The organism is Rhodanobacter denitrificans, from assembly GCF_003335105.1.
GTDB lineage: Bacteria > Pseudomonadota > Gammaproteobacteria > Xanthomonadales > Rhodanobacteraceae > Rhodanobacter > Rhodanobacter denitrificans_A.
The window spans coordinates 14600-33961 of the sequence record NZ_QFWQ01000004.1; the positions used below are offsets into that span (position 1 = coordinate 14600).

General features: G+C 67.6%; 16 protein-coding genes and 1 pseudogene. 6 read left to right on the plus strand and 11 right to left on the minus strand.

All coding sequences use genetic code 11. From position 1 onward, the window contains the following. Positions 1 to 20: 20 nt before the first annotated feature. Both DEO45_RS05725 and DEO45_RS05730 read right to left on the minus strand, forming a co-directional pair. Positions 21 to 1538 (minus strand): tryptophan halogenase family protein, encoded by a 1518-nt coding sequence (locus tag DEO45_RS05725; protein WP_114341345.1) that lies wholly within the window; start codon positions 1536 to 1538, stop codon positions 21 to 23. A gap of 121 nt (positions 1539 to 1659) precedes the next feature. Continuing rightward, positions 1660 to 4575, minus strand: a complete 2916-nt coding sequence (locus DEO45_RS05730) for a TonB-dependent receptor (RefSeq protein ID WP_114341346.1) — start codon at positions 4573 to 4575, stop codon at positions 1660 to 1662. A gap of 432 nt (positions 4576 to 5007) precedes the next feature. On the opposite strand from DEO45_RS05730, the gene DEO45_RS05735 reads away from it, so the two are divergent. Beyond that, on the plus strand, positions 5008 to 6630 hold the full coding sequence (locus DEO45_RS05735) for an alpha-glucosidase family protein (RefSeq protein ID WP_114341347.1): 1623 nt from the start codon (positions 5008 to 5010) through the stop codon (positions 6628 to 6630). After that, the gene (locus DEO45_RS05740; protein ID WP_114341348.1) at positions 6630 to 7607 is read left to right on the plus strand and encodes an alpha/beta hydrolase; all 978 of its coding nucleotides are present in this window, start codon (positions 6630 to 6632) and stop codon (positions 7605 to 7607) included. The genes DEO45_RS05735 and DEO45_RS05740 overlap by 1 nt, the downstream gene beginning before the upstream one ends. A 203-nt stretch (positions 7608 to 7810) precedes the next feature. Here the strand turns inward: DEO45_RS05740 and DEO45_RS05745 are convergent, their stop codons facing one another. Further along, entirely contained in the window at positions 7811 to 9463 is a 1653-nt protein-coding gene (locus DEO45_RS05745) for a M28 family metallopeptidase (protein ID WP_114341349.1), read from the minus strand. Positions 9464 to 9568: 105 nt separating this feature from the next. Further along, positions 9569 to 9853, minus strand: coding sequence for a PepSY domain-containing protein (locus tag DEO45_RS05750; protein WP_223250798.1), 285 nt, complete (start codon positions 9851 to 9853; stop codon positions 9569 to 9571). Positions 9854 to 10120: 267 nt separating this feature from the next. Here DEO45_RS05750 and DEO45_RS05755 point away from each other — a divergent pair, with 267 nt between their 5' ends. Then, positions 10121 to 11218: a glycosyltransferase family 9 protein gene (locus tag DEO45_RS05755; protein ID WP_223250799.1), complete on the plus strand. Its 1098-nt coding sequence runs from the start codon at positions 10121 to 10123 to the stop codon at positions 11216 to 11218. A 60-nt stretch (positions 11219 to 11278) separates the two neighbouring features. Here the strand turns inward: DEO45_RS05755 and DEO45_RS05760 are convergent, their stop codons facing one another. From DEO45_RS05760 to DEO45_RS05780, 5 genes are all read right to left on the minus strand, one after another. Beyond that, positions 11279 to 11713, minus strand: a complete 435-nt coding sequence (locus DEO45_RS05760; protein WP_114341352.1) for a PepSY domain-containing protein — start codon at positions 11711 to 11713, stop codon at positions 11279 to 11281. Positions 11714 to 11927: 214 nt separating this feature from the next. Next, positions 11928 to 12992, minus strand: coding sequence for an ACR3 family arsenite efflux transporter (arsB, locus tag DEO45_RS05765; protein WP_114341353.1), 1065 nt, complete (start codon positions 12990 to 12992; stop codon positions 11928 to 11930). Continuing rightward, positions 12982 to 13491 carry an arsenate reductase ArsC gene (locus DEO45_RS05770; RefSeq protein ID WP_114341354.1) on the minus strand — a complete coding sequence of 170 codons (510 nt, stop codon included), beginning with the start codon at positions 13489 to 13491 and terminating at the stop codon, positions 12982 to 12984. Before DEO45_RS05770 ends, arsB begins: the two co-directional genes overlap by 11 nt. A 7-nt stretch (positions 13492 to 13498) precedes the next feature. Beyond that, a complete protein-coding gene (locus DEO45_RS05775; protein ID WP_114341840.1) occupies positions 13499 to 13966 on the minus strand; it encodes an ArsI/CadI family heavy metal resistance metalloenzyme in 468 nt (155 codons plus the stop codon). Next, positions 13966 to 14304, minus strand: a complete 339-nt coding sequence (locus DEO45_RS05780; RefSeq protein ID WP_114341355.1) for an ArsR/SmtB family transcription factor — start codon at positions 14302 to 14304, stop codon at positions 13966 to 13968. The genes DEO45_RS05775 and DEO45_RS05780 overlap by 1 nt, the downstream gene beginning before the upstream one ends. Before the next feature lie 103 nt (positions 14305 to 14407). On the opposite strand from DEO45_RS05780, the gene DEO45_RS05785 reads away from it, so the two are divergent. After that, positions 14408 to 14941 carry an FHA domain-containing protein gene (locus tag DEO45_RS05785; RefSeq protein ID WP_189339686.1) on the plus strand — a complete coding sequence of 178 codons (534 nt, stop codon included), beginning with the start codon at positions 14408 to 14410 and terminating at the stop codon, positions 14939 to 14941. Next, positions 14938 to 16647 (plus strand): protein kinase domain-containing protein, encoded by a 1710-nt coding sequence (locus DEO45_RS05790; protein WP_114341357.1) that lies wholly within the window; start codon positions 14938 to 14940, stop codon positions 16645 to 16647. The genes DEO45_RS05785 and DEO45_RS05790 overlap by 4 nt, the downstream gene beginning before the upstream one ends. An 8-nt stretch (positions 16648 to 16655) precedes the next feature. Here the strand turns inward: DEO45_RS05790 and DEO45_RS05795 are convergent, their stop codons facing one another. Both DEO45_RS05795 and DEO45_RS05800 read right to left on the minus strand, forming a co-directional pair. Beyond that, a complete protein-coding gene (locus DEO45_RS05795) occupies positions 16656 to 17576 on the minus strand; it encodes a LysM peptidoglycan-binding domain-containing protein (RefSeq protein ID WP_114341842.1) in 921 nt (306 codons plus the stop codon). Between the two features lie 25 nt (positions 17577 to 17601). Beyond that, positions 17602 to 17880, minus strand: coding sequence for a 2-hydroxyacyl-CoA dehydratase (locus tag DEO45_RS05800; RefSeq protein ID WP_114341358.1), 279 nt, complete (start codon positions 17878 to 17880; stop codon positions 17602 to 17604). A 541-nt stretch (positions 17881 to 18421) separates the two neighbouring features. On the opposite strand from DEO45_RS05800, the pseudogene DEO45_RS05805 reads away from it, so the two are divergent. After that, positions 18422 to 19305 (plus strand): annotated as a pseudogene (locus tag DEO45_RS05805) (IS3 family transposase); the annotation flags it as partial. Between the last annotated feature and the right edge of the window lie 57 nt (positions 19306 to 19362).

Below are 19362 nucleotides of genomic sequence, written 5' to 3' on the forward strand. Positions count from 1 at the left end.
GCGGCGGCATGCCGCGGCGCTCATGTGACGGGGCTGCCGGCCGCGCGCGCCACGAAGGCGTGGTGCGCCGGCAGCGTGTTCTTCGCGCGGCCGACCAGGGTGCGGATGTCGGCAAGGAAACCGTCCAGCTGCGGCGTGGTCAGCGCGTCGGCCAGCGGGTGGTGGCGCTCCGGTTCGATGCGCTGGCCCAGCAGCACCTGCACCCAGCCGGTTTCGGCGAACAACTCGTCGCCTTCGCGGAACACCATGCCGGTGCGGCGGAACAGCTCGATCCGGCGCGCCAGCGACGGCGGGATCTCCATCGCGCCGCACTGCTGCCAGAACGGCGTGTCGGTGCGTTCGGTGGCCTTGTAGTGCAGGATCAGGAAATCGCGCACATGCTCGTACTCGAAGCGCGTCTGGCGGTTGTACTCGTCCACCAGTGCGCTGTCGCAGTGGCGGTCGGGGAACATCGCCAGCAGGCGGCTGATGCCGGACTGCACCAGGTGGATGCTGGTCGATTCCAGCGGTTCCATGAAGCCGGCGGCCAGGCCCAGCGCGAGGCAGTTGCGGTTCCACGCCAGCCGGCGCATGCCGGTGACGAAACGCAGCGGGCGCGGATCGCCCAGCGCTTCGGTTTCCAGGTTCGCCAGCAACTGGGCGGCAGCCTCGTCGTCGCTGATGAAGCGGCTACAATATACGTGGCCGTTGCCCACGCGGTGGCGCAGCGGGATGCGCCACTGCCAGCCGGCGGTGCGCGCGCTGGCCTGGGTGTACGGGCGCATCGGGCCGCCGGGGGCGCTGGCCACGGCCAGCGCGCGGTCGCAGGGCAGCCACTGCTGCCAGTTCTCGTAGCCGGTGTTCAGCGCGCCCTCGATCAGCAGGCCGCGGAAGCCGGAACAATCGACGAAGAAGTCGCCCTCGACGATCTCGCCGTTGTCCAGTTGCAGTGATTCGATGAAGCCGTCGCCGGCGCGCAGGCGCACGTCCACCACCTTGCCCTCGATGCGCTGCACGGCACCCGGCGCGATGCGCTCGCGCAGGTACTGGGCGTAGCGCGTGGCGTCGAAATGGTAGGCGTAGCGGATGCCGCCGAGCGGGTTGTCCGGTACGGTTTCCAGCGGTGCAAAACGGTTCTCGGCGGCGGCTGCGGCGTTGAGCGAATACGCCCACAGTCCCTGCGCGTCCGCGTGGCCGCGTTCCTGCACGGCGCGCAGCCAGTAATGGTGGAACGGCGTCAGCCCCAGCGGCAGGCCGAGGTCGCCGAACGCGTGCAGGTAGGAATCGCCCGGGCGGGTGAAGCCGTTGAGCTGCACGCCCAGCTTGTAGGTGCCATGGACGAAGCGCAGCAGCTCGTCCTCGTCGATGCCGAGGAAGCGGTTGATGTGGCGGATCTGCGGGATGGTGGCCTCGCCCACGCCGACGGTGCCGATCTCGGCCGACTCGACCAGGCGGATGGCGACGCCCGTTCCGAGCGCCTGCGCCAGCAGCGCCGCCGCCATCCAGCCGGCGGTGCCACCGCCGACGATCACCACCTGGCGGATGCGGGAGTCGTTCATGTCATCGTTCCTCGGCACCCTGTCGATATTGCCGCGCCACTCTCGCCGCGCGGATGATGAAAAAAAAGCCCCGCTGGAAAAAACACAGCGGGGCACCATGGGGAGGTAATGTCGATACGGCTTACTGGAACTTGTACGAGGCACCCAGGGAGTAGGTGCGACCGTAGCGTTCCCACATCTGCACCTGACGCGGGTCGTTGTTCTGGAACGTGGTGAAGATCTTGTTCGACAGGTTCGAGCCCTGCGCGATCAGGGTCAGGCCCTTGAAGCGGCCGCTGTCGAACGTGTAGCTCACCTGTGCGTCGAAACTGCTGCCGCCCTTCAGCGTCTGCTCGATGCGCGTGGCGCTGATGCCCGACACCTCGCCCAGGAAGTTCGAGCGGTAGTTGTCGCTGATGCGCGCCTCGAAGCCGTTGTGCTGGTAGTACACGGTGCCGTTGGCGACCCACTTGGACAGACCCGGCACGGTGATCGGGGTGGCATTGCCAGGGTAGACCAGCGAGCTCTTGGTGCGGTTGGCGGTGAGGATCGTGCCAAAGCCGTCGAGCACCGGGGTGAGCAGGTTGAACGGCAGGTTCAGCGTGCCCTGCAGGCCCTTCACGTAGCCGCGGCCTTGGTTGGTCGGGCCGCTCACGATGCCGTAGGGGGTGCCCAGCTGGCTCAACTGCGCCGGGCTGAGGGTGAACGGCAGGAAGGAGCTGAAGTTGTACAGGAAGGACGAGTTCGGGTTGATGTAGTCGTGCAGGCCGATGAAGTAGCCCGACACCGAGAAGTAGCCGCCACCGCCACCGCTGCGGCACAGGTCCGAGTTCTTCTGGTCGGCGGAGTTGCACTCGTAGCCCGATGCGGGGCCGGAGAAATAGTGCTCGTAGCTGACGTTGAAGTTGTCGGCCATCGTCGGCTTGAGCTTCGGGTTGCCGCCCGAGGCGCTGAAGTAGGCCTGGTTCGGGTCGGTGCTCGCCAGGTGCGTGACGTTGCCGCTCACCCCGAGGCCGGCGTTCATCTGGTCCATGCGCGGGCGGGCCAGGGTGCGGGCCGCGCTGAAGCGCAGGTTGTCGTTGTCGGTGAAGCCGAAGATCAGGTTCGCGCTGGGCAGGTAGCGGGTGTAGCTGGTGCTGCCGGTCACCGGGATCAGGGTGATCCCGTTGCCGGTGATGGTGCTGCCCGGCGCCACGCGCTCGCCGGTCGCACTCTGCGCGGTGTGCTGCGCCTGCATGCCGAAGTTGCCGCGCAGGCTGACGTCGCCCAGGTGGGTGTCGATGTTGAACTGCACGTACGGAGTGAAGACGTTCTCATGCGTCTTCCAGTCCGGCGGCGTGCCGGTGTTGGAGCCGAACGTCGGCACGTTCACCAGGGAGCCGTTGTCGATCAGGGCGAACGGGTTGTAGCAGATCTGCGAGCCGATGCCCATCCACGACAGCGGATCGCAGCTGCTGCCGCCCTGGATCGGTGCGGTCTTGACCGCATTGCCGCCGCTGAGGGTGCCGCCACCCAGCGTGAGGAAGGCCTGGTCGATGTGGTAGGTCTTGTTGCGGCGGCTGTTGCTCACGCCGAACTCCACGCTGGAGAACGGACCGCTGGTGAAGCTGCGCTCCACCGCCAGGCGCACGTTGGCGAGGTAGTCGACGGTGCGCGGCGCGTTGATGAAGCCGGCCTGCACCACATCGTTGCCGGCGCCCCAGCCCTGCGGATCGGTCAGCACCACGCCCTGGGTGTAGTTGAGCGACGGGCTGAGGTTGAGCAGGCGATTGCCGAGTTCGCTGAAGCCCACGGTGTCGAGCGCGCCGTTGGCCGGGGTGTAGCCGGTGCCGGAATAGCTTTCGAGATTGACGCTGTGGTTGGTGGCACGCGAATAGTTCGCGTTGGCGTTGATCGTCCAGTTCTCGTTGATGGTGAACTTGTTTTCCCAGTTGAAGTTGTAGACCCGGGCGCTGGTGCTGTTGTAGTCGTTGCGGATCACCGGCTTGACGTTGCCGTAGGTGCCGCTCTGCACGAAGCCGTTCTGGGCGACGGCGCCCGGCAGCAGCTTGGCGGAGCTCCACCACAGCGGGAACTCCATGCCCTTGGCCTGCTGGGTTTCCTTGAAATTGTCGTAGGTCAGGTCGATGGTGCCGGTGTAGAACTCGTTCGGCTGCCACTGCACGGTGGCCAGCGCACCGTTGCGCTTCATCGAGTCGGTGATGCCGTAGTTCTTCGAGCCGCCGATCACCGCATCACCGTTCGCGTCGGAGGGGTAGCCCCACGGCGCCTGATGCTGGATTTGCGTGGGGTTGTCCTCCAGGTCCACGCCCAGGGTCACGCCGAACGTGTGGTCGGCAAACTGGTTCACCCATACGCCGTTGACGTTGTGGCCCGTGTTGCCCACGCCCTTGCCCGGTGCCAGCTCGGACATGCTGTTCCAGATGTACTTGGCATTCACCGCCGCCTCGGGGCCGCTCTTGTCCAGCGGACGGATGGTGTGCATGTCGACCGTGCCGGACAGGCCCTGGCCGATCAGGTCGGCCTGGGGGCTCAGGTGCACCACCACGTTGTCGAACCAGCTCGACGGGTACTGGTCGAACTGCACGTCGCGGTTGTTCGAGGTCGACACCTGCTGGCCGCCGTTGATCAGGGCGGTGGAGAAATCGGGGCCGAGGCCGTGGATGGTCAGCACCTGCGGGCGGCCGTTCAAGGTCTGCACGGCGAGGCCGGGCAGGCGGCCCAGCGTGTCGGCGATGGAGGTGCCGGGCAGCTTGCCGACCTGTTCCGCCGAGACCGCCTCGACGATGGAGTCGGCGTTCTTCTTCAGCGCGGTGGAGTTCTCGATGCTGCTGATGAAGCCGTTGACCTCGACGGACTGCAGCTGCTTCTGCGACTTGCGCTTGCCGTCGGCGTCCTTGCTGTTCTGGTCGGCCTTGTCGGTCGACGCCGCCGGCGCCTGATCCTGCGTGCTCTGCTGCTGGCCGGACAAGGGCGCGGTCGCGGCGTAGGCCGTGGCGCACATGCCAAGGCACACCGATGCGATCGCCATCGCCAGCACGTTATGTTTCAGAACCATGTAATCCCCTCCCACAAAGGTGTGTCGCCGTCGATCTTGATGGATAGATGCCCCGCGCTTCCGTCGGCGACGACCGTCGGCAGGTGCGCAGCCGAGGTTTTCGGCGGCGTGTATCCATGGTAGGCCGGGGTTTCTGCAGCGAAGCATTTCCTGCATACGTATTCATGCCGGGTGCCATCGAACGTTTATTGCGTTGCAACATCACATGTGTATGGAACCGGGCCACGCGGCGTGGCCCGCGGTGCGGCTTGACATGCACCATGGCGTATGCACCGCGGCCGCTCGTCACGCCGATGTCGCATGTCGCACCTGCAGCACGAATGAATACGTATGCACATCCGTGCAAGTCGCAACAGGGCTGCGGCTAAGCTGATCCGCATTCAACGACGGGCGATGGAACGCGCCCGCATCATGTGCTGGGGACACGTTTAAATGACCGATGCACCCTGGTGGCGCGGCGCCGTCACCTACCAGATCTATCCGCGCAGTTTCCTGGACACCAACGGCGATGGCGTGGGCGACCTGCCGGGCATCATCGATCGGCTCGACTACGTGGCCGGCCTCGGCGTGGACGCGATCTGGATTGCGCCGTTCTTCAAGTCGCCGATGGCCGACTTCGGCTACGACATCGCCGACTACCGCGACGTCGACCCGCTGTTCGGCACGCTGGCCGACTTCGACCGGCTGCTGGCGAAGGCGCACGCGCTGGGCCTGAAGGTGATGATCGACCAGGTGCTCAGCCATACCTCGGCCGAGCACGCGTGGTTCCGCGAAAGCCGCGAGAGCCGCGACAACCCTAAGGCCGACTGGTACGTGTGGGCCGACGCGAAGGACGACGGCAGCGCGCCGAACAACTGGCTGTCGCTGTTCGGCGGCAGCGCCTGGCAGTGGGAGCCGCGCCGCGGCCAGTACTACCTGCACAACTTCCTGACCTCGCAACCGGACCTGAACTTCTACCACCCGGATGTGCGCGCGGCGATCCTCGACAGCGTGCGCTTCTGGCTGGACAAGGGCGTGGACGGCTTCCGCCTGGACGCGATCAACTTCTGCTTCCACGACCGCGAGCTGCGCGACAACCCGCCCAAGCCGAAGGAAAAGCGCACGGGCCGCGGCTTCAGCCCGGACAACCCCTACGCGTTCCAGTACCACTATTACAACAACACCCGGCCGGAGAACCTGGCGTTCCTCGGCGAGCTGCGCGCACTGATGGATCGCTACCCGGGCGCGGCCACGCTGGGCGAGATCTCCTCGGAGGATTCGCTGGCGACGATGGCCGAATACACGCGCCCCGGCCGGCTGCACATGGGCTACAGCTTCGAGCTGCTCACCGACGATTTCAGCGCCGCGCACATCCGCGGCACGGTGCAGGCGCTGGAAGCGCAGATGACCGACGGCTGGCCGTGCTGGGCGATCTCCAACCACGACGTCGAGCGCGTGCTGACGCGCTGGGGCAGGGGCCGGCCGTCGGCGCAACTGGCCAACCTGCTCACCGCGATGGTCTGTTCGCTGCGCGGCTCGGTCTGCGTGTACCAGGGCGAGGAGCTGGGCCTGACCGAGGCCGAACTGCCCTACGAGGCGCTGCAGGATCCCTACGGCATCGCGTTCTGGCCGCAGTTCAAGGGCCGCGACGGTTGCCGCACGCCGATGCCGTGGAGCGACGTCGACGCGCAAGCCGGCTTCAGCGGCGGCATGCCGTGGCTGCCGGTACCGGCGGAACATCACGCGCTGGCGGTGAGCCGGCAGGAGGCCGACCCGCATTCGGTGCTGAACGGCTTCCGCCGCTTCATGCACTGGCGCAAGTCGCAGCCGGCGCTGCGCTGGGGCGACATCGCCTTCATCGACACCGCCGAGCCGGTGCTGGCATTCACCCGCCGCCTCGCCGGGCAGACCGTGCTGGTGGCGTTCAACCTGGCCGATGCCGAAGTTGCGATCGACCTGCCCGCGGAGCTCGGCGAGCAGCAGCCGCTGGACGGCCACGGCCTGGTCGCCGGCCGCCTCGACGGCCGCCGCCTGCATCTGCCTGGCCACGGCGCATGGTTCGCCAGCGTGGCGTGATGACGCTTCGCCTCGTCGTCCTGCCGTGGCTGCTGCTCGGTGCCTTGATCGTCGCCGGCAACGCGGTCGCGTCGGAGGGCGGCGCCGCTGACGCACCGGTGCAGCTGCAGCTCGACGCGCCGGCGTTCGCGCCGGAGCGGATCAAGCTGGCGGTCTACCTGCCGCCCGGCTACGCGGACGCCCCGCGCCGCCGTTACCCGGTGCTGTACGCGAACGACGGCCAGGACATGGCCGCGGTGGACCTGCAGCCGACGCTGGCGAGGCTGTACCGCGAGCGCGCGATCGAGCCGGTGATCGTGGTGGCGATCCGCATGCTGGACGACCGCGCCAGCGGCTACGGCCTGTTCGATCGCGCCAGCGCGCGCAGCCTCGTCGGCGGTTCGCGGATCGGCCCGATCGGCGTGCGCGCGCAGGACTATTCCGCCTGGGTCGCCACCGTGCTGGTGCCGTATGTCGACGCGCACTACCGCACGCACCGCGCCGCGCGCGGACGCACGATGCTAGGCTGGTCGCTCGGTGCGCTGAACGCCTTCAGCCTCGGCTGGCAATATCCGGAGGTGTTCGGCCGGGTGGGCGCCTTCTCGCCCTCGTTCTGGCTGGCGGCGGACCGCAGCAGCGCCACCGCGATCCAGCACACGCGGCTGGCGCAGGCGATGGTCGATCGCGGCCCCCGGCGCGCCGGCCTGAAGTTCTGGTTCGCGGCGGGCACGGCGGAGGAAACCGCCGACCGCGACGGCGACGGCGTCAACGACACGATCGACGACGTGCAGGATCTGCTTGAAGGCTATAGCGGTGCCGACGGCTTTCGCGCGCGCGGCCTGAGTCAGCTCGGTTATTCGATCAACCTGGACTACGCGGGACATCCGTCGCGCAGGGCGGATGCCTCGCTGTTCCTGTTGCCGGGCGGCCAGCACAACCAGGCGTCATGGAAGCAGATGTTGCCGCTGTTCCTGCGCTGGGCCTACGGCCGGCGTTGATCCTGGCCTTGCTCCTCCCTGCGTATAGCGGGAGGTCGTGACGGAGAAGGTCAAGGGTTGAACCCACCTCAGCCTCCCCTGCGAAGCAGGTCCGTAGGGCGGGCACCGCCCGCCGGCTCTCCGGCATGCCGGAAGTGCGGCGGGCGGTGCCCGCCCTACTTCGTCAAGGCGGGTTCGCTACACGAACCCGGCGACAGCGTGGGTTACTTCCGCTCGGCGGCGCTGGCGTCGCGGATGCCGCGGAACTCGGAGTCCTTGCTCCAGTCCGGCCACTGGTCGGAATTCGCCAGCTGGCTGCCCACGGTATAGAGCAGCCGCAGGTCGCGCGCCATGCCGGTGAACGACCAGCTGGCCTGCCATTCGTCGGACGGCTGGTGGTAGTGCCTGGCGACGTACTCGTCCTCCGCCGCCTTGCCGGCCTTCAGGCCGCCATTGCCCCAGTCGTTGCCGGAGCCGAACGAGATCGCCGGCACGCCGCGCTTGGCAAACGAGAAGTGATCGGAGCGGAAGAAATGGCCGGCTTCCGGCTTCGGGTCGGCGGTGTAGCTCATGCCGTACTGCTTCGCATCGGCGATCAGGTCGTCCAGCAGGCCCAGCTTGGCGCTGCCGGAAATGGTGAAGTTGCGTGCCGGGCCGTGCGGGTCGAGTGCGTCCATGTTGAGCACGCCGGCGGTGGTGGCCAGCGGGTACAGCGGATTGGCGGCGTAGTACTCGGAGCCGAGCAGGCCCTTTTCCTCGGCGGTGACGTTGAGGAATACCACCGAGCGCTCGGGACGCGGCCCCTGCGCGAAGGCGCGGCCGAGTTCGATCAGCGCGGCGGTGCCGGTGGCGTTGTCGACCGCGCCGTTGTAGATGCGGTCGCCCCTGGCGTCGGGCGCGCCGACGCCGAGGTGATCCCAGTGTGCGCTGTAGATCACCGTCTGCTCCGGGTGCTTGCTGCCCTCGATGCGGCCGACGATGTTGTGCGAGGTGATCACGCTCTTGTCGACCTTGAAGCTGGCAGACAGGCTCTCGCCCCTCAGCGTCACCGGCTTGAACGCGCGCGTCTGCGCCTGTTTCTTCAGCGCGTCGAAGTCCAGCCCGGCGTGCTTGAACATCGCGACCGCCAGGTCGCGCTGGATCCACGCTTCCAGCTGCGGATGCACGGCGGCCGGCTGGTCGCGCACGATGTCGAACATCGTGTTGATGTTGGAATTCTTCACCGTGGCCCAGCCGTACGAGGCCGGTGCGGTCTCATGCACGATCAGCACGCCCAGCGCGCCCTTGCGCGCGGCTTCCTCGTACTTGTAGGTCCAGCGGCCGTAGTAGGTCATCGCCTTGCCGCCGAAATCGCCCACGCCGGTCTCGAAATCCGGGTCGTTGATCAGCACCACGGCGATCTTGCCGTGCAGGTCGACGCCCTTGAAATCGTCCCAATGCCGCTCCGGCGCCTCGACGCCGTAGCCGACGAACACCAGCGGCGCATCGGCGATCGCCACCGCGGTGGAGCCATCCATCGGAGCGCGCACCGCGATCTGCTCGCCCTGGGTCAACGCCTCGCGCTTGTCGCCGAGCGCGAGCGTGAGCTTCGGCGCACCGACGATCTCGCTGCGGAGCAGCGGCACCGCCTGGGTCCAGCTGCGCTTGCCGTCCTTGAGGTCGCCGCCGGGCTGCAGGCCCGCGGCCTTCATCTGCGCCACCACGTAGTCGATGGTCTTCGCCTCGGCCGGCGTGGCCGGGCCGCGACCCTCGAACGCGTCCGAGGCGAGTGTCTTCACGTCCGCCGACAGGCGCTCGGGGCTGAAGGTCGGGGCATCGGTTGCCTGCGCGGCGGCGCAGGCGGACATGATCAGGGCGCACAGGAGCAGTCGCTTCACGGGCAGTCACCAGTCGGGGATGAAGGGTCCGCCGATAGTAGTCAGTCCGGTGGTGCCGGTCCATTCGCGCACCGGCGACCGCGCCGTGCGGTGCCCGCTGCGTCTTCAATCGCTGTCCTTGCCCTCGACGGAGTTTTCCAGGAGCTGGCCGGTCACCGCATCGATGCCGACCTCATGGGTGGCGTTGCCGTTCGCGATGTCGAACGAATAGCGCAGGCCGCTGCCTCCCTTCTCCTTTTCCAGCTCTTCCTTGACGATCTTTCCCGGATAGGCCTTGAGTGCGATTTCGCGCGCCTGTGGCAACTTGACCCGGGCGTGGGTCTCCGATGGGGTGGCCGGTGTGGCGTTGGCGGCGAAGGCGCCCGCGGCCAGGCCGGTGGAGGCAAGCATGCAGAGGAGTTTCTTCATGTCGATTCCTGCAGTAGGCGGCGGGCGTCGCCGCACGACCTTTTTGCCTCAGTTCACTTAGCGCGTGCTTAGGGATCGGCGGCCGGTGAAATCTAAGTGTTGGCTAAGTGAATCCGGCTAGTATGGCGCCATCCCCATGGGGCCTGGTGCGCGCAAATGGTTCCATCCGCTTTGCTTCCGCAAGATGCTCCCGCTCCCCCGCGCATCGCCTCGCGGTGGCGGGATGTCTTTCGGCGCCGGGTCCTTTCGTTGTTTCTGGGGCGTCTGTTCGCGGCTGTCGAGCGCCAGTTGTGCGAGCCGGGCCAGCTGCCGGCGCGGGGAATCCACCGCATCCTGATCTGCCGGCCCAACCACCGGCTCGGCAACGCGATCCTGGTCAGCCCGCTGCTCGCGGAGGTCGAGGCGCTCTATCCGGGCGCCGAAATCGATCTCGTCGTCGGCGGCGAGGCGGCCAGCCACCTGTTCGCGAACCGTTTCCAGGTCCGCCGGATATTCAGCCTGCCGCGGAAGATCGCGCGGCACCTCTGGCGCACGAGGGGGCTGTTGCGGGAGCTGCGGCGGAATTCCTACGACCTGGCCATCGACAGCAGCCAGGGTTCGCAGTCGGGCCGCTTGCTGCTGCTGATGGTCAAGGCCCGCTTCAAGCTGGGGTTTCCCGACCCGGAGACCAAGCCCGGATCGGCGTGGCACGGCTTGCCTTGTCCCGACCACCTGGCCCAGCGAGGCGTATTCCTGCTGCGCGCGGCGCGGGGGCAGGAGCAGGGCCGTCCATACCCTCCGCTCAACCTGGATTTGTCGGACGGCGAGAAGCAGCAGGCGCGACGGGCATTGGCGAACATTCTCGGCACGTCGCCGTTGCTGCCGGCCGGACGCACGATCGTCGGCATCTTCGCCAACGCCACCGGCGCCAAGTGCTACGGCGAGGATTGGTGGCAGCGCTTCGTCGGCGCGCTGATGGAGCAGCGGCCGGACGTGCTGCTCGTCGACGTGCTGGCAGAGCATGGCAGGTCGCAGCTGGGCGGGGACTTCGCCCCGTACTACACGCGCGACCTGCGTCGCCTTGCCTCGATGGTGGCGAACATGGACGGCTTCATCAGCGCCGATTGCGGCGTGATGCACCTGGCGGCCGCCAGCGGAACGCCGACGCTGGGCCTGTTCTCCGTCACCGCTCCGTCGAAATATGCGCCCTACGGTGGACTCAATGGAGCCATCGATACCCATGGCATGAGCGCCGCCGAGGTCGCCGGCATGGCGGCCGACTGGCTCGGCGGGGTAGTGCCTGCCGCGCAGCCGCAGCCAGCCGTGCCGTCGATGCGCGACGGTGCAGCCTTTCCGTTTCGCGGATGAGCCGGCGGGCGCGCCGGATCGCCGGTGTGCCCGCCGCGCAGGTCGTCCGCCCGCCGCAGGCTAGTCGATGCCGATCACCTTGCCGCTGCGGGGGTCGACCTTCAGCCTGACGTGGTTGCCGGAGGCATTGTCGGCCTTGGCCTTCCACATGCCGTCGCGAAAATCCAGGTCGTGCACGTGCGTATAGCCCTGGGTTCCCAGTGCTGCGCGCACGTCCTGTTCGCTCAGCCGCGATACCTGCTCGTCGGGGTAGATCTCGCCGCTCTTCGCGTCGATGCGCAAGTCGACGCGATCGCCGTTGGCGCTCTTCGCCTTGGTGTACCACATGCCCTGCTTGAACTTCAGGTCATGCACCTTGGTGTAGCCCTCCGCAGTGAGCTTGTCGTGCACCTGCGGCTCGGTGAGCGCCTGCTGGGCCAGGGCGATGCCGGAGACTCCCTGTGCCAGCGTCCCCAGCGCCAGCGCAAGAGTCAGTGAAGTGAGCTTGTTGGTCATGGGGCGCTCCTCGTTGTGTGGAAGCCCGAGTCTTGGAGCGTTCCGACCAACGTCCGATGAATAGGCCGACCGGAACCCGCGCCCGTTCAGCTGCATTCGCGGCGTATGCGGCCCATTGCCCGGCGTTTCGCGGGTTTTCCGCGAGTAACGCCATCGCGAGCGGCTTTGCGACCGCCGACGGCCGCGCTGGTGCGTCGGCGTGCGCCGCGCCGGCTCAGGCGTGTTGGCGATCGAACCAGGTGGCGCTGCGGTTGACGATGTGCACCACCGACAGCATCACCGGCACCTCGACCAGCACGCCGACCACGGTGGCCAGCGCCGCGCCCGAGCGCAGGCCGAACAGGCTGATCGCGGCTGCCACCGCCAGCTCGAAGAAGTTGCTGGCCCCGATCAGTGCGGCCGGGCCGGCCACGCAATGCGGCACCTTGAGCCGGCGACCGAGACCGTAGGCGATGCCGGCGTTGAGATACACCTGGATCACGATCGGCACCGCCAGCAGCGCGATCACCAGCGGCTGCGCGAGGATCGCCTCGCCCTGGAAGCCGAACAGCAGCACCAGCGTGGCCAGCAGCGCGGCGGTGGACCATGGGTCGATACGGCGCAGCAGCGCTTCCAGCGCATGCGGCCCGCGCCGGCGCAGCAGCCAAACGCGCCAGAGCTGGGCCACGACCACTGGCACCACGATGTACAGCAGCACCGAGAGCAGCAAGGTGCCCCACGGCACGCGGATCGACGCCACGCCCAGCAGCAGGGCCACGATCGGCGCGAAGGCGACGATCATGATGGTGTCGTTGAGTGCCACCTGGGCCAGCGTGAAGTTCGCGTCGCCGCCGCACAGCCGCGACCACACGAACACCATCGCCGTGCATGGCGCCGCGGCCAGCAGGATCAGGCCCGCAATGTAGGCGTCGTGCTGTTCCGCCGGCAGCCACGCGGCGAACACGTGGCGGACGAACAGCCAGCCCAGCAGCGCCATCGAGAACGGCTTGATCGCCCAGTTCACCAGCAGGGTGATGCCGATGCCGCGCGCCTGGCGGCGCACGCCGGCCAGCTGCGCGAAGTCGACCTTCAGCAGCATCGGCACGATCATCAGCCACACCAGCGCGGCGACCGGCAGGTTGACGTGCTGCAGCTCGATCGCCGCCAGCATCTCGAACGCCGCCGGCAGGACATGCCCCAGCGCGATGCCGGCGGCGATGCACAACGCTACCCAGACGCTCAGATAGCGCGCGAAGAAGCCAAGTTGCGCCGGTGCCGGCGCCGCGAGCTCAGCGTTCATCCGCAGCCGCCGTCTGGCCGATGGCGCGCAGCTGCTGCTGCAGGGCGAGCCGGTCGAGCTTCTCCAGCGGCAATGCCAGCAGCAGGTCGATGCGCCTGCGCAGCCTCAGCCAGGCCGCCTCGAACGCGCGCCGACGCGCCTCCTCGTCGCCTTCGGCCGCCACCGGGTCGGGCACGCCCCAGTGCGCGGTCACCGGCTGGCCGGGCCACACCGGGCAGACCTCGCCGGCGGCGTTGTCGCAGACCGTGATCACCATGTCGATCGCCGGCGCGCCCGGTTGCGCGAACTCGTCCCAGCTCTTGCTGCGCAGCGGCGCGTGGTAGCCGAAGGCCTGCGCCAGCTCGGCGGCGGGCGGCTGCACCTTGCCGCTGGGGAAGCTGCCGGCGCTGAAGGCCTTGAAGCGGCCGTCGCCGAGCACGTTGAGCATGGCCTCGGCCATCACGCTGCGCGCGGAGTTGCCGGTGCACAGGAACAGCACGTTGTACGGAGGAGCGTGCATGTCCATCTCAGCAGCAGTTCGCGGCCGGGCCGCAGCAGGCGGCAGCGGAATCGCCGGAGGGCGCCGGGCCGCAGCAGGCGGCGCCGCTTTCCTGTGCCGCGCCGGCATACGTGGTGGCTTCGCCATGGGTGCGGAAACTTTCCCAGCGCACGCCCTGCGGATCCTCCGCCCAGAACTTGTCCGAGCGTGCGTAGCAGCAGGTGGTGGCGCGTTCGGCCAGCGCGACCGCATCGGCCGCCTGCAGCCGGGCGCCGATCGCGGCGAGCTCGGCGTCGTCCTCGGCCTGCACGCCGAGATGGTCCACGCCGGCCTGGCGGCCGCGCTGCGAGATGGCGAAATTGACGCGCGGATCGTCCAGCATCCACTTCGCGTAGTCCGGCTTCAGCACGCTCGGCGCGACGCCGAACAGCGTGGTGTAGAAACGGATGCTGCGGTCGAGCTGATCGACGTTCACGTGCACGTGGAAGCGTTTCATCATTTTCTCCGGGTGGGTCGGCAGGTGGAGGCCGGCACGCAACCCGCGGTGGCCGAGCCTGCGCAGCAGCTCTCGGTGAGGAAGCCGAGCAGGTCGTTCATCTGCAGATAGTTCGCGCGGCACTGGATCACCCGTCCCCGCCGCTCGTCGCCGACCAGGCCGGCGCGCCTGAGGACATGCAGATGGTTCGTCAGCGTCGCGCCGGCCAGACCGGTCGCGGCGGCCAGCTCGCCCACGGCCATCCCTTCTTCGCCAGCCTGCACCAGCAGGCGGAACAGGGTCAGGCGGTGCTCCTGGGCGAGTGCGTTGAGACAGGCGAGGGCATCTATTGATTCCATGTTTCCAGAATTATGGAAATAAATATCTAAGTCAACGTCCAGTCACAAGAGTCGCACGCCGGTTGGTTATAGTTCGGCCTGGTCCACAGGGGACGAGTTTTCGATGAGTGATCGTGGTCAAGCAACGCCGAGCCAATCCGGTGATCGCACGCCGGGGCCGCAGGGCACCCGGATTTTTTCCACCGAGGCCTTGCGGCAATACGCCAGTGATGCGCAGGAGGGGCAGGCGGGCCGGATCAGTGCGCACGAACCGGTGCTGGAAGGCAGCAGCCACGGCTTCGTGGGGCGCCGCTTCGTGCTTCGCCCGGGCCGGCACACCATCGGTCGCCGGGTCGACAACGAGATCGTCGTCGACGACCTGAGCGTGTCCGGTTGCCACGCCTGGATCACCAACCAGCAGGGCCACTGCGTCATCATGAACACGCTGTCCACCAACGGCACGTTCGTGAACGACCGGCGCATCCACGAGGTGGTCCTGCGTCATGGCGACCACGTCAGGCTGGGGCAGGTCGAGTTCGTGTTCCTCACCCGCGAGCACGGCAAGCGGGTCGACGCATCCTGGCGCCGGATCGCCGGCATCGCAGTGGCATTGGCCGGGCTCGGCGCGATCGCCTGGTGGGTGCTCGGGTCGCCGTGAACGAGGACACCATCCCGGCAAGCGTCGGCCGCTACCGCATCGAGGGCATCCTCGGCCAGGGCGCGATGGCGGTCGTCTATGCAGGTTTCGACCCGGGCATCGAGCGCAAGGTGGCGATCAAATGCCTGCATCGCGAGGTCGCCGCCGACCCCGCCTACCGGCGCCGCTTCCTGGTCGAGGCGCGTGCGGCGGGACATCTGACCCATCCGCACATCGTCACCATCTTCGACGTGGGCGAGACGGTGGACGGCCGCTCGTACATCGCGATGGAGCGCCTCTCGGGCGAGACGCTCGCCAGCAAGGTCAGCCGCGAAGGTTTTCCGCCGCTGCCGGCGATCATCGAACTGGCCGGGCAACTCGCCGCCGCGCTCGACTACGCGCATGCCCGTGGCATCGTCCACCACGACGTCAAGCCCGAGAACGTCATGCTGGCCGATGGCTGGAGCTACGCCAAGATCAGCGACTTCGGCATCGCCGAGCGCCGCGGCTCGCCACATGATGGCGGCGGGCTGTCCGCGGAAATCGGCGGCACGCCGGCCTACATGGCGCCCGAGCGCCTGCGCGGCGAGCAGGCCGATGCACGCAGCGATCTGTTCTCGCTGGGCGTGGTGCTGTATTGGCTGGTTACCGGCAAGTTGCCGTGGCCGGACATCGGCAACGTGGAGCAGCTGATCAGGAAGCGCCTGCGTTCGCCGCGCCCGTCGATCCGCCCGCGCGATCCGGCGACGCCGTCGATCCTGATCAGCATTGTGCGCACCTTGCTGGCGCCCGCAGCGCAGTCGCGCTACCAGCGCGGCGCGGAGGTCATCGACGACCTGCGCCTGGCGGCACGCGAGTACGAGCGCGAGCGCGAAAACCCGCTGGCGACCCGCATCATTTCATTGCGCCTGCGCTGGGCCAGCAGCCTGGGTGCGATCCTGAGCCTGGTGCTGGCGCTGGGGCTGGCGGCGATCTACGCCAAGCAGAACACCGCGGTGACCGGCGTGGCGCTGGATTTCGGCAGCTCGATGGGGCGCATGATCGCCAGCGAATCGGCCGAGAACCTGCTGCTCGGCGACGCCGCCGCCACCCGCGCCCTGGTCGGCGACATCTCGCGCAACCGGCAGATCCATTATCTGGCGATCGCCGATCGTGCCGGCAGCATCATCGCCAGTACGCAACAGGCGGAGATCGGCCACAAGTTGCCTGCCCAGGACGGGATGAAGGACTTGTCGCGGCCCGGCGATATCCGGACCTATCTCGGCCAGGACGCGGGCAACCGCGATCAAGGGGGGATGCTGCTGTTCGACGTGCCCATCCAGTACCAGGAAAAGACGGTGGGCGACCTGCGCCTCGGCGTCAGCAATGCGGCGCTGCGTGCGGCGCAAAGGACCACGCTGTGGGTGATCGCCAGCGTGCTGGTGCTGACCCTGGTGGCCGTCGTCGGCGCGGCCTACTGGCTGTTCCGTCGGCCGCTCAATACGCTGGAGCTGCTGGGCGACGCGATGCTGCGGGTGGCGCGGGGGGACTTTCGCCATCGCATAAGGCTGGCCCGCCGCGACGAGCTGGGCCGGCTGTTCGCCGCCTTCAACGTGATGAACGGCGCGTTGCAGGCTCGCCAGCGCCAGCCCGGGGAGCCTGCGCCGGCAGCCGCCGCCGATGACGTCAGTCGACCGACCCAGATCATCCTGGCCGCGGCCGATGAAGGCGGCGCCACCAGGGCCTGAGCCGCAGATCAGTATTGCTTGAGCCGCTGCTTGAGCTCGCGCGCCCGGGTGCGGTAGACGATCGCCGGTTCGTAGTCCGGCTCGATCGCCAGTATCCGGTCCCACAGCGCGATGGCCTTGTCCAGCTGCTGGTCGCGGTACAGCACGATCGCGCGCTCGTGGTACGAGTCGAGCAGTTGCGTCCGCAGCGCGGCCGCCCCGGTTCCGGCCGGCTTCAGATGAGGGTCGATGGCCAGCGCCTGGTCGAGGCGGGCCAGCGCCTGCTGCTGTTGCCCCTGACCGAGCAGTGACACGCTCTCCTCCTGCAACCGCCGCGCGGCAGCGGCCGGTGCCTCGGTGCCGCGCACGGTCGCCGCCGGCATCGTCGCGGCGGCCGGCGCCGGCGCTGGCGCCGCGACCGCAGCCGCGGTATCGGCAGCGGACAGCGGCATGTGCAGCGTCTCCCCCACGCGCAGCCGTGAAGGGTTGGTCGAGCCGTTGTAGCGGGCCAGGATCAGGAACAGGTTCGGGTCGCCGAGATAGCGTTCGGCCAGGGTGCTGTAGGAATCGCCCGGCTGCACCACGTGCGTGCGCCAGCGCTCGCCCAGCACCTGCCGCGGATCGGCGGTGAGCTGGCGCAGCATGGCTTGCGCCGCGCGGTCGCCCGGGTGCTGTTCCAGATACTGCCGCAGGGCCTTTTCGCCTTCGGCGTAGTGGCCGGACTGGAGCCGATTGCCGATGGCGGTCAGCGGCGGTTCCCTGGATGCACTCGCCGACGATGATGCCGGCGCTGACGATGGAGTGACCACCACCGAGGAATGTCCACCGCGCAGCGTGGCGCAGCCACCTACCGCCAGCGTGGCCAGGGCCATCAGCGTCGCCAGTGTCCGCCGCTGCCGGCGGGCGGCATCGGGCGACGTGGCGCGGGTGTCGATCGGCATGCTTATCATGTAGCGGTCCTTCGTCAGCATTCGTTTACGCCTTCCGCGTCCGCCGCGGCTTCGCCTGCGCCGCCGCAATCAGCTGCTGCAGGTAGGCAATGCCTTCCTCCTCCGGGAAGAACGCCACCACATCAGCCACGCTCAGCTCGTGCCGCTTGCGCAGCGCCAGGAATTCCTCCCGCGCCATCGCCAGCCGCTGCGCCGCCGCGGCTTTCTTGCCGAGTGGCTTGGCCGGTTTCGGCTGTTCGACCTTGCGTTCGAGTCTGGCGAGTTCTTCCTGGAACTGGCGGAAGTCGTATTTCTGGGCAGTCATGAAGTGGGAAGTATCGGTGGGTGGCCCGATTTTCGCACGTTGACCGGAGATTCGCGCTGCCGCCGCGCACGCCACGCGCACCCGGCAGAACAAAAAAGCCCGCTCGTGGGAGCGGGCTTCTGCTGTTGCACATGGTGGCGGGGACGTTACCGAAAAGTCAGTTTATCTTATTGATATTAATAGATATATATATCAATATTTTGCATCAGTATCCCTAACCGTATCCCCACGGCGCAAGGCTTACGCCATCTGGGTTGATTCCTCGTTGGTTGTCCAGCGCGAGCTTGTGCGAAGGGTGACAAACGATGGGCTTGCATAGCCCCTCCCCATGCGGACCAAGCCATCAGAACACCCCCTTGATGTCATCGCGGCACACCAAGGGGCATGCATGCGTGATAGCCCCAAAATTTTCCGACCCCTCAAAAATTTAGGCTACCTTATCGCCGCCTTTACTCGTCCCTTGGGCTGTCTTCTTGGCTTGGACTGCTGCCGGTTTCACGGACACCGAGTTTAGGTGTGATGATGAGGCCGGAGGTGGTTCATGGCGACACGACGGACATTCAGTGGTGAGTTCAAGCGCGAGGCCGTGCGGCTGGTCAGGGAGCGTGGTGTAACGATTGCCCAGGCGGCACGCGATCTGGATCTGCACGAGAACGTGCTGCGCAAGTGGGTGCGGGAGCAGGCGGGTGATCCGGAGCACGCGTTTCCCGGGCAGGGGCAGATGAAGCCCGAGCAGGCAGAGATTGCGCGCCTGAAGAAGGAAGTAGCCAAGCTCAGGATGGAGCGTGACATCCTGAAAAAAGCCGCGGCCTATTTCGCCAAGGAGTCGACGTGAAGTTCGGCTTCGTGGCGAAGCACCGAGGGGCCTGGCCAGTAGGGATGATGTGCGGGGCGCTCGGTGTCTCCCGCAGCGGGTTCTATGCCTGGCTGGTGCGTCCGCGGAGCCGGCACAGCTTGAGCGACGAGGCGATCGGGCGGCAGGTCCGCCAGAGTTTCCTCGACAGTGATCGTACCTATGGCGCCCGCCGTGTCTGGCGGGATGTGCTGGAGTCGGGTCACCCGTGTGGTTTGCACCGCATCGAACGCCTGATGCGCGTTCAGGCCCTGCGGGCACGGCCGCGACGGCGCGGTTTGCCGGTCGACCGTGGTGAGCGCACCAGCACGGCCGTTGCGCCCAACCTGCTCGATCGCCAGTTCCAAGCAGCGGCGCCAAACCAGAAGTGGGTGGCCGACTTCACCTATCTGTGGACGGCCGAAGGCTGGCTCTACATCGCGGTGGTGTTGGACCTGTACTCGCGACGTGCTGTGGGTTGGTCGATGCAGTCGCAGATGACGACCCAGCTGGTCACCGATGCCTTGATGATGGCGATCTGGCGCCGAGGTCAACCCGACGCCCTGCTGCACCATTCCGATCAGGGTATCCAAGCGGGGTGATGTCTGGTGGGTCAGCTTCACCACACCACATGGGCAGCGAATACGCCG

Excerpts from the sequence above, each read along its gene's own strand:
- DEO45_RS05760 (WP_114341352.1), bottom strand. The coding sequence starts at position 11,713 with ATGACCAACAAGCTCACTTCACTGACTCTTGCGCTGGCGCTGGGGACG.
- DEO45_RS05785 (WP_189339686.1), top strand. The coding sequence starts at position 14,408 with ATGAGTGATCGTGGTCAAGCAACGCCGAGCCAATCCGGTGATCGCACG.
- DEO45_RS05730 (WP_114341346.1), bottom strand. The coding sequence starts at position 4,575 with ATGGTTCTGAAACATAACGTGCTGGCGATGGCGATCGCATCGGTGTGC.
- arsB (WP_114341353.1), bottom strand. The coding sequence starts at position 12,992 with ATGAACGCTGAGCTCGCGGCGCCGGCACCGGCGCAACTTGGCTTCTTC.
- DEO45_RS05735 (WP_114341347.1), top strand. The coding sequence starts at position 5,008 with ATGACCGATGCACCCTGGTGGCGCGGCGCCGTCACCTACCAGATCTAT.
- DEO45_RS05795 (WP_114341842.1), bottom strand. The coding sequence starts at position 17,576 with ATGATAAGCATGCCGATCGACACCCGCGCCACGTCGCCCGATGCCGCC.
- DEO45_RS05770 (WP_114341354.1), bottom strand. The coding sequence starts at position 13,491 with ATGCACGCTCCTCCGTACAACGTGCTGTTCCTGTGCACCGGCAACTCC.
- DEO45_RS05775 (WP_114341840.1), bottom strand. The coding sequence starts at position 13,966 with ATGAAACGCTTCCACGTGCACGTGAACGTCGATCAGCTCGACCGCAGC.
- DEO45_RS05740 (WP_114341348.1), top strand. The coding sequence starts at position 6,630 with ATGACGCTTCGCCTCGTCGTCCTGCCGTGGCTGCTGCTCGGTGCCTTG.
- DEO45_RS05750 (WP_223250798.1), bottom strand. The coding sequence starts at position 9,853 with ATGCTTGCCTCCACCGGCCTGGCCGCGGGCGCCTTCGCCGCCAACGCC.
- DEO45_RS05780 (WP_114341355.1), bottom strand. The coding sequence starts at position 14,304 with ATGGAATCAATAGATGCCCTCGCCTGTCTCAACGCACTCGCCCAGGAG.
- DEO45_RS05800 (WP_114341358.1), bottom strand. The coding sequence starts at position 17,880 with ATGACTGCCCAGAAATACGACTTCCGCCAGTTCCAGGAAGAACTCGCC.
- DEO45_RS05725 (WP_114341345.1), bottom strand. The coding sequence starts at position 1,538 with ATGAACGACTCCCGCATCCGCCAGGTGGTGATCGTCGGCGGTGGCACC.